Genomic DNA, 13240 nt, shown 5'->3' with positions numbered 1-13240 from the left:
TAGCTACTATAAGAATCATTAATATAAAATCAAGACTTAAACTTAAAACATTCTAAATATAAAAATGTTTAACAGCCAATTTATATTCTTCTTTAGAATCTATGTTTTTTTTAATAAAAGGCAAGTGAAAGCTCAACAATTATTACAATTTAGTATTTATATGAGCTTAATTAATTATTTATCAGCTATAGTATAGAAAGAACAAAACTAAATGTTCTTTTTATTCTAAAATAGATATAGGTATACTACATCTATTCTAGCCTTAGCAATTACTTATCAGTTTTAGTATCAAAACACCAAACAGATGCTATAGTAACAGATTATAGGAGTAAAAAGAGGATAAAAGAGATTTTCTGAGAATGAATATATGCGTTTTTATCGCTAAAAATCTCCATAAATCAGTACTACTTCAAGAAGTAAAAAACTCACTCTGACACCGACATGAAGATATCATGTCGGTGTCATCGCATCATCATGTCGGTGTCATGATAAGAACATAAAAGTCACCTAATCTATATCAAGAGACTTTTTTTGTCATAAAAGCCTCTTAATTAGACTGAAACTTACTGCATGAGATCTAAAAGAATAAAAAGAGAATAAAGAACCCATAATAGCTCTTCCTTTCACTTTTAGATTCCCCAAAAAGTATTCTGCCGAAATGGGTAAATTGAATATTTATAAATTAACACCCATTTTCTGTTCGCGAAATGTTTAAATAAAAAAAGCTCCAATTTCACGTGAAATTGGAGCTTTTACTGAGGTACCTGGCAGATTCGAACTGCCGTGGATGGTTTTGCAGACCACTGCCTAGCCACTCGGCCAAGGTACCTTTTTGCTTTTGCGATTGCAAAGATAGAAAAGCTATTTCTTTTTATCAACTTTTTTCAATTTTATTTTTGGCTGAACAGAAGAACAGCACTTATTTCCATCCATCTTATCTTTTATAGTATCTCTTAAAGCACAACCTGTAGCGCAACTATCACAAGGGTTTTCATTCCTCTTAGTTCGCATAATAAATTTATATGTTTTATAGGCTACATACCCAAAACAAAGTATAAGTATGATAATTACAGCCCAATCTTGCCAGTTACTCATAAAAATAATCCTCCAATTTTATAAATCAAGAAAGACATTAACCATGCTAAAGCTGTGGTATAAGCTATGGTAAACAATGCCCATTTCCAACCACCTGCTTCTTGTTTCACGGCCACAATAGCTGCCACACAGGGGAAATACAATAAACAGAATATCATATAAGCATAAGCTACTAGAGGCGTAATACCCATACGTTCACCTAAATTTACACCCTCATCTTCTGCTCCATATAATACAGAAAGTGTACTTACTACAAGCTCTTTTGCTCCTGCTCCAGAAAGTAAACCTACACCCATTTTCCAATCAAACCCAAGAGGCTCCATTACTGGTTCAATAGCTTTTCCTATATAACTGATATAAGATTGTTCTTGCTGCTCTTGTACCGTATCAAAATCTCCTTTTGGATATGCACCCAAGAACCAAACTATTACAGAAGCTATAAGAATAATTGAACCCATCTTCTTTAAATACTGAGATCCTTTATCCCATGTATGACGAAGAATTGCTTTCATGGTAGGCATTCTATAAGGAGGTAATTCCATTACAAATGGGGTATTATCTCCTTTTACTAAAAATTTCGTAAATAGCTTTGCCATTATTATAGCCAAAACAATACCTATCAAATAAATAGAAAGTAACACCAATCCTCTATTACTTGGAAAAAATGCTCCGATTAAAACTAAATAGATCGGTAAACGAGCTCCACAAGACATTAAAGGATTCACTAAGATGGTAACAAGCCTATTTTTTCTATTTTCTATCGTTCTTGAGGCCATTATAGCTGGGACATTACATCCAAATCCCATTAGCAATGGAATAAAAGATTTACCATGTAAGCCCATTTTATTCATCAATTTATCCATTATAAATGCAGCTCTAGCCATATAGCCAGACTCTTCCATTAAGGATATAAAGAAATAAAGAATTAAGATATTTGGTAAAAAGACAATAACTCCTCCTACCCCAGCTATTATTCCGTCGATGAGCATATCTTTAAACACGCCATCAGACATATTTTCTCCAACAAGCACACCTAGCTGTTCTACTAACCATTCTATTCCTTCCATCGGGTATTCTCCCAATATAAACGTACAACTAAACATGATGTACATAAAGAGAATAAAAATAGGATAACCCCAGATTTTATGAGTAACCATAGAGTCGATCCATTCGGTAATTTTACGTGAAGGCTTAGCTCCTGTTTGCAAGGTTTGTTTTAGTAAACCTGATATAAAGTGGTACTTTGCATCAGTTATAGCCGACTCCGCATCCTCATCATATGCTTTTTCTATTTTGGTAGCTGCAACATTCCTTTTAGACAGAATTTCGTTTCCATTAGGAAGCTCTCGTACCATTTCCTCAAATTCAGGATCCGATTCAAGTAGCTTTATAGAAAGAAATCGAGTAGAATATTTGTGACGAATAGATTCATTCTCAGAAATTTCTCGCTTCACGGCATCAATACCATGCTCTATAATAGAACCATGATTAATGTGAATATGCTTAAATACTTTTTTCTGAAGTTTATGAGAGTCAGTGTAGTCTTCTATATGTTTTTCATGGGTAGACTCATCCACATATTTCTGGTGCCAATCAGATAATTGTTTTTGTACTTCTGGATAGATATTACCATGCCTATCCATAAAATCAGCTCCTTCATACAAATTAATAATAATATGAAAAAGATTATTTATACCCTTATTCTGACGACAAATAGTAGGTATCATAGGTACCCCTAACATTTTACTTAGTTTGAGATAATCTAGTTTATCTCCTCTAGCTTCCAACTCGTCATAAATATTAAGAGCTACAACCATTCGAACATTCATATCTATTAATTGGGTGGTTAGATATAAATTGCGTTCTAAATTGGATGCATCTACAACGTTTACAATAATGTCGGGAGTTTCTTCAACTAAATGTTGACGGACATACTTTTCTTCTGGTGTATATGCCGAAAGCGAATAAGTTCCAGGTAAATCAACTAGTTTGAATCGATATCCTTCAAATTCAAAATATCCTTCGTGTGCATCTACAGTTACACCACCATAGTTTCCTACCTTAGCGTGAGCACCTGATGCTATATTAAATAGTGAAGTTTTACCACAATTGGGATTACCTACTAATGCTACTTTAATTGTTCGGCGTTTACCTAAAGCTATTCTTTTAAGTTGTTCTTCTGAAAGTTTAATATCTTCATGAAGACCATCTAAAAACTCTTCATCTCCTAAGATTTTAATAGCTTCTTTTTCATTAACAACCTCGATCATCTCTGCTTCACTGCGTCTAAGTGAAACTTCATAGCCTAGAATACGATATTTGATTGGGTCTTTTAAAGGAGCATTTAATATAACTTCTACTGTTTTACCCTTTATAAAACCCATCTCAACTATACGTTTTCTAAATCCCCCATGACCTAATACCTTTACGATGACGCCCTTCTCGCCTGTTTGTAAATCGGATAAACGCATATATTAAATTTCTTTAGAGTGCAAATATAGGCTATTCTAACAGAGTAGCAAACTATTTAGACTGTTTTTAAATAGCAAAACAAAAGTTAAGTATTTCTATCAAAAGAAGTATCCAATTATTACCACCAAAAGTGTATATTTGCAAGTATGATAGAAGAGATTGTAACAAAGTATATTAAGGATAAAAACTTATTTACTAAAGCAGATAAAATCATCGTAGGACTAAGTGGCGGAGCTGATTCTGTTGCACTATTAATACTACTCAAAGACTTGGGTTACTCGTGTATTGCAGCACATTGTAATTTTCACCTCAGAGGAGAAGAAGCAGATCGAGATGAAAACTTTGTAGTACAACTTTGCAAAAACCTAGATATTAAACTTCGTTCTACTCATTTTGACACATATAAATATGCTGACGATCATAAACTTTCTATCGAAATGGCTGCTAGAGAGCTTAGATATAATTGGTTTGAGAAATTACGCAAGGAAGAGAATGCAACAAAAGTGGCTATAGCTCATCATAGGGATGATAATGTTGAAACTCTTTTATTAAACCTCATCCGTGGGGCTGGACTAAAAGGACTGACAGGGATTCAACCTAAAAATGGTAATATTGTTCGTCCATTACTCACGATATCGAGAAAAGAAATAGTGGGTTTTCTACAAAGCAGACAGCAAGATTTCGTAACAGATAGTACAAATTTAGAAGATGAATTCGCAAGAAATAAAGTGCGACTAAATATTATTCCTACAATGGAGCAAATAAACTCCGCCTGCCTCAATAACATTCAAAACACAATTGAATATTTAAATCAGGTTCAATTAATCTATGCTCAATCTATCTCAATCTCTATCAACCGCATTAAGTCCGAAAATATTATAGATTGTGGAAAATTACTAAAGGAAGTCTCCCCTGAAACTGTCTTATATGAGATTTGCTATCCACTAGGTTTTAACAGCAAACAAATTCAAGATATTTTTGAATCTATCTCAAGCAATGAAAGTAAAGAGTTCCATAGTGAACAATATTATCTAATAAAAAATAGAGATAGAATAATAATATATTCAAATGAAAGAGACCAAGAAGAATGTATAAAGCCTCAACTTCAATATACTGTAAAAACAATAGATAAAGACTTTAAGATACCAAAAACTAAAGATTATGCTGTTTTTGATGCTGATCTTATCAATAAAGAATCCTTAAGCATAAGGAAATGGAAACAAGGAGACTCATTTATTCCTTTTGGAATGATAGGGCGAAAAAACCTCAGCGATTTCTTTACGGACAATAAATTTACACTTGAAGAAAAGGAGAACCAATGGCTATTAATCCATAATCAGGATATTATTTGGATCATTGGTCAAAGAACTGATAACCGATATCGAGTAACAAAAGAGAGTAAAAGAGCATTAATCATAAGCCAGAAAGCTAAAAAAGGTTAAATAGGCAGGTTTTATTGATATAAAACTCTTATTTAGAAGAAGACAACGTGTTTTTTTCTTCTAAATATCGGGTTACCTAAATTATTTAACTATCTTTGTACTATTGAATAGCCAATCAAAGGCTTACCACATCAAAGGAAGCACTTTATATTGGTTTCCACTTCAATATAACATACCCCAACACATTTTTAATCTAGTAGCTTAACTTTGGTGCAAAATTAGGCGATGATATATCCCTATGACACTATTGCAAAAGCCCAAATATTAACCACTTACTATATTATATGTATAATATAATCCAATTGAACGACAAAAACTTGTCAGAACTCAAAGAAATAGCTAAAGAACTTGGAATTAAAAGAACTGATTCTTTCAAAAAAGAAGAGTTGGTTTATAGAATTCTTGACGAACAAGCAATTGCTGGTGCTTCAAAAAAAGTAGAAGCCGAAAAGCAAAAAGATGATCGTAACGACGACAAAAAGAAACGTACAAGAATCACTGTCAAAAAAGAGAATAAAGACAAAGTTATTTCTGCCAACAAAAAAGGAGAAACTTCTAGACCAGAAGGAGAAGATTCTACTGTAAGCAAACCGACATCTACCCCAAAAGAAAAAAACACACCTACTGCCGAAAAAAAAGCAGAAGTTAAGAAAGGCGCTGAAGCCCCCAAAAAGGAAACTGAAGCTCCTAAAAAACGTAAGCCAGGACGCCCTCGTAAAACTGCAGCAGAGAAAGCTAAAGAAGCCGAAGCTAAAGCAAAAAAAGCAGCACCTGCAAGTGCAAATAAGGATAAAGTAGAAACCAAAGAAACTACTCCACCTAAGAAGCAAGAAGAAAAGAAAGAAGTAAAAGAGGTAAAACCTGCAACTGCTCCCGAAAAAAAAGAGGTTAAAAAGATAGAACCAGCTTCTAAAAAAGAAGAAAAGAAAGAGGAAAAAGTAGAAGCAAAGAAAATAGAGGTAGATCCTAGTGAAGACTTTATCCCTATCGAAGATATTGCTAGAAAACCAGCTTCAAAGATGGAAACAATTATTTCAACTCCTGAAATAACACCTCCTCCTACAAATCAAAAAAACGCTCCTAAGCAAAAGTCTAATCCTTCAGATAATAAGCAACGTCAATCTAATAAAGATAATCGTAACGATAAAAGGAACGACAATAGAAACGACAACCGTAATGATAATAAACAATACGAGTTTGACGATATCTTAAAGGGTTCTGGAGTGTTAGAAACCATGCAGGATGGATATGGGTTCCTTCGTTCATCAGATTATAACTACCTATCCTCACCTGATGATATTTATGTATCACAGTCGCAGATTAAACTATTTGGACTACGCACAGGAGATGTAGTTGAAGGAGTTATTCGTCCACCCAAAGAAGGTGAAAAATATTTCCCTCTTGTCAAAGTAGAGATGATTAATGGAAGAGAACCTGCTTTTGTACGCGATCGTATCAGCTTTGATCATTTGACTCCATTATTCCCTGATGAGAAATTTCAACTTTGCAAAGGAAATTCTTCAGATTCAATGTCTGCTCGTGTAGTAGATTTATTCTCTCCTATCGGAAAAGGACAACGTGCCTTAATTGTAGCACAACCTAAGACTGGTAAGACTATTCTACTTAAAAATATAGCTAATGCTATCGCTGCAAATCATCCCGAAGCTTATATGATTATGCTTCTTATTGACGAACGTCCAGAAGAGGTAACAGATATGGCTCGAAGTGTAAATGCAGAAGTTATTGCATCTACTTTTGATGAACCAGCAGACCGCCATGTAAAGATTGCAGGTATCGTTTTAGAAAAAGCAAAACGTATGGTAGAATGTGGTCACGATGTAATAATCTTCTTAGACTCAATTACAAGACTAGCAAGAGCATATAATACTGTAGCACCAGCTTCAGGAAAAGTGTTATCTGGAGGTGTAGATGCCAATGCGCTACACAAACCTAAACGCTTCTTTGGTGCAGCTCGTAATATTGAAAATGGAGGTTCTTTAACTATTATAGCAACAGCTCTTATTGATACAGGTTCAAAAATGGACGAAGTTATTTTTGAAGAATTTAAAGGTACTGGTAATATGGAACTTCAATTAGATAGAAACTTATCTAACAAACGTATTTATCCAGCCGTTAACATTGTTGCTTCAAGTACTCGTAGAGAAGATCTTCTTCAAGATAAAACAACTCTTGATCGCATGTGGATTTTACGCAAGTATTTATCGGACATGAATCCTCTAGAAGCAATCGAGTTTGTTAAAAAGCAAATGGAAAACACTAGAAATAATGAAGAGTTTTTAATGAGCATGAATAGCTAAAACAAAAACATCTCTAAAATAGTTATTGTAAGGTAGTATAGAATTCTATACTACCTTTTTTCATTTCTTAAATCTGTCTTAAAGAGAATTAAAAACGAATATTTTATGAATAAATAATAGTATCTTTGCGCATTCTTTAAAATTGCACTATATGTTATATACGAATCGAGACATCTGGAAGGTCAGTTATCCAATCCTGCTAAGCCTTTTTGCACAGAATATTATAAATGTTACAGACACTGCTTTTCTAGGAAGAGTTAGTGAAGTAGCTATTGGTGCTTCAGCAATGGGTGGTCTGTTTTATATCTGTATATTTACCATTGCTTTCGGTTTTAGCACTGGATCTCAGATAGTAATAGCCAGAAGAAACGGAGAAGGTAGATTCTTCGAAGTTGGTCCGGTAATGATTCAAGGTATAATATTCCTCTTAGGAATGGCATTACTACTGTTTGGACTAACCAAAGCTTTTGGTGGTGACATCATGCATATACTAGTGAAATCTCCAGATGTGTATAGTGCTACTATGGAGTTTTTGGATTGGCGTATTTATGGCTTCTTCTTTTCCTTTATAAATGTCATGTTTAGAGCTTTCTATGTAGGCATAACAAGAACAAAAGTAATGACTTTGAATGCTATATTTATGGCTCTTACTAATGTTATATTAGACTATGGATTAATTTTTGGCAATTTCGGATTGCCTGCATTAGGTATTAAAGGCGCAGCTATAGCATCTGTTTTAGCAGAAGCAACATCTATTTTATTCTTTATCATTTATACCTATGCTACAGTTAATTTCAAGAAATATGGTCTTACCAATTTACGCCATTCTTTTAACCCCAAGCTCTTAGGTAGAATTCTAGAAATATCATCATTTACAATGTTACAATACTTCTTGTCTATGTCTACCTGGTTTGTATTCTTCGTAGCTGTTGAGAGATTAGGAGAACATCAACTAGCCATAGCAAATATTGTAAGGAGTATTTATGTAGTACTATTAATACCCGTTAATGCCCTATCTACCACGGCCAATAGTTTGGTAAGTAATCTAATTGGAGCAGGGGGTATAAAAGATGTGCCTAGACTAGTATGGAAAATAGCTAGAGTCTCGTTTCTGATAATGGCGATACTCACTACATTAGCCTTTTTGTTTCCCAAAGCCATATTATCTATCTACACAGATAGCACAGCCATTATAGATGGCTCTGTACATTCCATTTATGTGATAATAATAGCTATGCTTATTGGGTCTGTTGCCAACATTATATTTAGTGCCATTTCTGGAACAGGGAATACTCGTTCTGCATTATGGCTAGAAATAATAACGATCACTGTATATACACTATACATTGGTACTGTAGGACTTGGATTTAAAGCTCCTGTAGAAATTTGCTTCACAACAGAAATCGTATATTACGGAATGATATTTATTGTAAGTTACCTTTATTTCAAAAAAGGAAATTGGCAAAACAAAAAGATATAAATACAAGAGTTTTTCGTACATTTGTAACATTAGTACAGAGAGTTGTGAAATCATAAACAAAAACTGAAATACAAGATCATATATGTTCGATAATTTAAGTGAAAGACTAGAAAGGTCGTTCAAATTGCTTAAAGGTGAAGGAACCATCACCGAAATTAATGTTGCAGAAACATTAAAGGATGTACGTAGAGCATTATTAGACGCCGACGTAAACTACAAAGTCGCTAAGAAATTTACAGATACTGTTAAAGAAAAAGCTTTAGGACAAGATGTTCTAACTGCAGTTAAACCAAGCCAATTAATGGTTAAAATCGTCCATGACGAGTTAACTCAATTAATGGGTGGAGAAACAGCAGACTTTGATGTTCAAGGTAAACCAGCTGTTATATTAATGTCTGGACTACAAGGTTCTGGTAAAACCACTTTTTCTGGTAAACTTGCTAAGTTATTAAAAACTAAAAAGCATAAATCTCCTCTTCTTGTAGCTTGTGACGTTTATCGCCCTGCTGCAATAGACCAATTAAAAGTTTTGGGAGAACAAATTAATGTTCCTGTTTATGCAGAACCCGATAGTAAAGATCCTGTAAAGATTGCCCAAAACGCAATACAAGAGGCTAAAGCCAAAGGCAACGATATTGTAATCATTGATACCGCGGGTCGTCTTGCTATTGACGAACAAATGATGAACGAAATTGAATCAATTAAAAAGGCCATTAATCCAAATGAGGTTCTTTTTGTAGTTGACTCAATGACTGGTCAGGACGCAGTAAATACGGCAAAAGAGTTTAATGAAAGATTAAACTTTGATGGCGTTGTCTTAACTAAACTTGATGGTGACACACGTGGTGGTGCTGCTTTATCGATTCGTACTGTAGTAAACAAACCAATTAAGTTTGTAGGAACAGGAGAAAAGCTAGAGGCAATTGATCAATTCCACCCTTCTCGTATGGCTGATAGAATCTTAGGAATGGGTGATATTGTTTCACTTGTTGAAAGAGCTCAAGAGCAATACGACGAAGATGAAGCAAAAAAACTTCAAAAGAAGATTCAAAAGAATCAATTCGATTTTAACGACTTCCTCTCTCAAATACATCAAATTAAAAAGATGGGGAATCTTAAAGAGCTTGCTGCCATGATTCCAGGTGTAGGAAAAGCAATTAAAGACATCGATATCGATGATAATGCTTTCAAAAGTATTGAGGCCATTATATTCTCTATGACACCTGCCGAAAGAACAGACCCAGCTCTTATCAACGGCACACGCCGTAAAAGAATTGCTGATGGTAGTGGTACCACTATTCAAGAAGTGAACAGACTACTTAAACAGTTTGACCAAACTCGTAAAATGATGAAAATGGTAACTGGTGGTCCTAGTAAGTTTGCTCGCTTTATGCCTAAAATGAAATAAAAACAAGTAGAACTTATTACTAAACTATATACTATGACACTTATTGATGGAAAAGCAGTTTCGACGCAAATAAAAAAAGAAATTGCTGAGGAAGTAAAAGAAATAGTTGCAAAGGGTGGTAAACGCCCTCATCTTGCTGCAATTCTTGTAGGACATGATGGAGGTAGTGAAACTTATGTTGCATCTAAAGTAAAAGCTTGTGAAGCCTGTGGCTTTAAATCATCACTGATTCGATATGAAGAAGACGTTACAGAAAAAGAACTTCTTCAAAAGGTAGAAGATTTAAATAAAGATGCTGATGTAGATGGATTCATCGTTCAGCTACCTTTACCAAAACATATCTCTGAACAAAAAGTGATTGAAGCTATTGATTACCGGAAAGATGTAGATGGCTTCCACCCCATCAATGTAGGTCGATTATCTATTGGATTACCTTGCTATATATCTGCAACTCCAAATGGGATCTTAGAGTTACTCAGAAGATATAAAATTGAAACTTCGGGTAAAAAATGCGTCGTTTTGGGAAGAAGCAATATTGTAGGTAAACCTATGGCTGCTCTCATGATGCAAAAAGCATATCCTGGCAATGCTACAGTAACTGTATGCCACAGTCGTACAGCAAACATTGCAGAAGAATGTAAAACAGCAGATATCATTATTGCAGCTCTTGGACAACCAGAGTTTGTAAAAGCAGAAATGGTTAAAGAAGGAGCAGTAGTTATTGATGTAGGTACAACAAGATTACCTTCTACTAAAACTAAATCTGGATTCAAACTTCATGGAGATGTCGATTTCGAGAATGTTGCACCCAAATGCTCATTTATAACTCCAGTTCCAGGAGGGGTTGGTCCGATGACAATTGTTTCACTAATGCGAAACACGCTCCTTGCAGGGAAAAAAGAGATATACAAATAAATTAATAAAAGAGGGAGACGTTAAGCCTCCCTCTTTCAATTTACACCTATATGCGAAAAGCATCTCTATACCTTAGCTTATTCTTTATCTTCTTTTCAAGTTGCCAGCTTAAAAAGCAGAATAACCCAACTTCAACCGTAATACCTGCTGATTCAATAATAACGCATATCAATGATACAATTACTTTATTGTTTGTAGGCGATGTTATGCAACATAAAGCCCAATTAGAAGCTGCTCAGACTAAAAAAGGATTTGATTATTCTTCATATTACCAATATGTCAAGAAAGAAATTCAATCATCAGATATTTCAACATGTAATTTAGAAACACCGATAGGTGCTCCACCATACGCAGGGTATCCGATGTTCTCTGCACCATCAGAGTTCGCCCAAGAAATAAAAAGCACAGGCTTTAATCTAATTCTAACCGCCAACAATCATTGTGTCGATAGACACGCCAAAGGACTAAGACGCACTATTGAGGTTCTTGATAGTTTGGATTTAAAACATTTAGGTACTTATATAAATAAAGACGAGCAAGAAAAAAATCATCCCCACTACATTTCTATCAATAATAAGAAAATAGCTTTTCTTAACTATACTTATGGAACAAATGGCATTGGCATACCTGATCCTTTTGTAGTCAATTTAATTGACACTATTCAGATTAAGCAAGATCTAGAAAAGGCTAAGATTAATCAATCAAATGCCATTATTGTATGCATCCATTGGGGAGAAGAATATGTAACCTCGTCCAACAAACAACAAAAGAAGTTAGCTAATTGGATGATAAAAAATGGAGCAGATCATATTATTGGTGCACATCCCCATGTCATCCAACCTATCAAAATATATAAAGATAGCGTCAATCAAAAACAGCACATAGTAGCATACTCCTTGGGTAATTTCATTTCTAATATGTCACAAATAGACACTGATGGTGGAATGATTTTAAAACTAAAATTATTCGGAAATCAAAAACAAATGGATAGCGAAGTATCTTATTCATTGGTATGGACAGGCAGACCTTCTATTACTGGAGAAAAAAACTATATTCTTTTTCCTATTTCTCACGAAAAAGATTCTTTGAACTCATTTAGCTATAACAAACTGAGTATCTTCAAACAAAGGGCTCAGAAGGTGATGCAAGCGAATAGTCCTCAAGTAAAATATTACGATTTTTAGTAAAATAAATCTATTAATTATTTGCAGATTAAAACTAAAGCCTTATCTTTGCAACGCATTTGAGAAACAAACATACTCAATGCAAACAAAGTCAAAATGGTGACTATAGTTCAGTCGGTTAGAGCGTCAGATTGTGGTTCTGGATGTCGTGGGTTCGAATCCCACTAGTCACCCCAAAAGAGAGATAAATTTATCTCTCTTTTTTTATGCTCAAATTTTGCATCCTCCCGATTAAGGAAAAGAACTCTTCTAGTAAAATCAGAGACTCTCTTAGAGTAATATTTTGAAAATCTTGTATAACTTTTGTTTTACAACAAAAATAATCTTTTTGATACCCCTATTTTTGCAGGTAATCGATTATTTCTAAAAAAAGAAATTACGGAATCGGCTGCATATGCTAATAATCAAATTACAGCTACATAAGAATGATCAGAAAGGCTAATACTTATCGTAAGTATATAAATTAGGAAAGCAAAATAATCATGATGCATTTAAACAGATATTTATAAAGAATTACTCTTTAATAACTATCGAATTAAGACTCATATGCATGAGGAACAAACTTAAGATCACCCAGACCTTACAACAACATACCTTAGTCAAAGCATCATCATGTCGGTGTCATGACATCAACATGGTCTAGTCATAAATATCTCCATCATCAGATAAAACACTCTATAATAAAGACAAACAGCTTTTTATTGGACAACCTTTCTTAGCAAGAGTATTTCATAAGAATATCAAGATTTAAAGCCCAAGAAAAGGACTGATACCAAGAACCCATCTCCAATATCTTAATGGATCACCTGCAAAAGCAGGGGGGAAACATGAAAAAGATTATCTTTGTAGAAAAAACAAAAGCTATGCAAGATTCTCAAATGTTACTCGAAGTAGTTCGCTTAATTTTACCAGAAGAGTTCCTTACT

At 34.2% G+C, this 13240-nt stretch carries 8 protein-coding genes and 2 tRNA genes; 7 read left to right on the top strand and 3 right to left on the bottom strand.

The genetic code is table 11. From position 1 onward, the window contains the following. Positions 1 to 758 precede the first annotated feature (758 nt). From K8V80_RS11615 to feoB, 3 genes are all read right to left on the bottom strand, one after another. Positions 759 to 829, bottom strand: a tRNA-Cys gene (locus K8V80_RS11615). Positions 830 to 861: 32 nt separating this feature from the next. Continuing rightward, positions 862 to 1095 (bottom strand): hypothetical protein, encoded by a 234-nt coding sequence (locus K8V80_RS11610; RefSeq protein WP_006745578.1) that lies wholly within the window; start codon positions 1093 to 1095, stop codon positions 862 to 864. Continuing rightward, a complete protein-coding gene (gene feoB / locus K8V80_RS11605; RefSeq protein WP_276778222.1) occupies positions 1092 to 3566 on the bottom strand; it encodes a ferrous iron transport protein B in 2475 nt (824 codons plus the stop codon). Before feoB ends, K8V80_RS11610 begins: the two co-directional genes overlap by 4 nt. Positions 3567 to 3713: 147 nt before the next feature. Here feoB and tilS point away from each other — a divergent pair, with 147 nt between their 5' ends. From tilS to K8V80_RS11570, 7 genes are all read left to right on the top strand, one after another. Continuing rightward, a complete protein-coding gene (gene tilS / locus K8V80_RS11600) occupies positions 3714 to 5009 on the top strand; it encodes a tRNA lysidine(34) synthetase TilS (RefSeq protein WP_276778220.1) in 1296 nt (431 codons plus the stop codon). 284 nt (positions 5010 to 5293) lie between these two features. Further along, entirely contained in the window at positions 5294 to 7327 is a 2034-nt protein-coding gene (gene rho / locus K8V80_RS11595) for a transcription termination factor Rho (protein ID WP_276778218.1), read from the top strand. A gap of 151 nt (positions 7328 to 7478) precedes the next feature. Then, positions 7479 to 8807, top strand: a complete 1329-nt coding sequence (locus tag K8V80_RS11590; RefSeq protein ID WP_276778215.1) for an MATE family efflux transporter — start codon at positions 7479 to 7481, stop codon at positions 8805 to 8807. Between the two features lie 82 nt (positions 8808 to 8889). Next, a complete protein-coding gene (ffh, locus tag K8V80_RS11585) occupies positions 8890 to 10215 on the top strand; it encodes a signal recognition particle protein (protein WP_006745583.1) in 1326 nt (441 codons plus the stop codon). A 33-nt stretch (positions 10216 to 10248) separates the two neighbouring features. Continuing rightward, on the top strand, positions 10249 to 11130 hold the full coding sequence (folD, locus tag K8V80_RS11580) for a bifunctional methylenetetrahydrofolate dehydrogenase/methenyltetrahydrofolate cyclohydrolase FolD (RefSeq protein ID WP_006745584.1): 882 nt from the start codon (positions 10249 to 10251) through the stop codon (positions 11128 to 11130). A 50-nt stretch (positions 11131 to 11180) separates the two neighbouring features. Beyond that, positions 11181 to 12314 (top strand): CapA family protein, encoded by a 1134-nt coding sequence (locus K8V80_RS11575; protein ID WP_276778210.1) that lies wholly within the window; start codon positions 11181 to 11183, stop codon positions 12312 to 12314. 99 nt (positions 12315 to 12413) lie between these two features. Further along, positions 12414 to 12490 (top strand) — tRNA-His (locus K8V80_RS11570). Positions 12491 to 13240 lie beyond the last annotated feature (750 nt).

The sequence above is a fragment of the Bacteroides coprosuis genome, assembly GCF_020741705.1.
In the GTDB taxonomy this organism is placed as follows: Bacteria; Bacteroidota; Bacteroidia; order Bacteroidales; family Bacteroidaceae; genus Bacteroides_E; species Bacteroides_E coprosuis.
Note: the sequence above shows the minus strand (reverse complement) of the source record. Positions and strands in the feature narration are given on the sequence as shown.

Bases quoted from the DNA above. Each gene is read 5' to 3' on its own strand.
- K8V80_RS11610 (WP_006745578.1), bottom strand. From the start codon at position 1,095: ATGAGTAACTGGCAAGATTGGGCTGTAATTATCATACTTATACTTTGT.
- feoB (WP_276778222.1), bottom strand. From the start codon at position 3,566: ATGCGTTTATCCGATTTACAAACAGGCGAGAAGGGCGTCATCGTAAAG.
- tilS (WP_276778220.1), top strand. From the start codon at position 3,714: ATGATAGAAGAGATTGTAACAAAGTATATTAAGGATAAAAACTTATTT.
- rho (WP_276778218.1), top strand. From the start codon at position 5,294: ATGTATAATATAATCCAATTGAACGACAAAAACTTGTCAGAACTCAAA.
- K8V80_RS11590 (WP_276778215.1), top strand. From the start codon at position 7,479: ATGTTATATACGAATCGAGACATCTGGAAGGTCAGTTATCCAATCCTG.
- ffh (WP_006745583.1), top strand. From the start codon at position 8,890: ATGTTCGATAATTTAAGTGAAAGACTAGAAAGGTCGTTCAAATTGCTT.
- folD (WP_006745584.1), top strand. From the start codon at position 10,249: ATGACACTTATTGATGGAAAAGCAGTTTCGACGCAAATAAAAAAAGAA.
- K8V80_RS11575 (WP_276778210.1), top strand. From the start codon at position 11,181: ATGCGAAAAGCATCTCTATACCTTAGCTTATTCTTTATCTTCTTTTCA.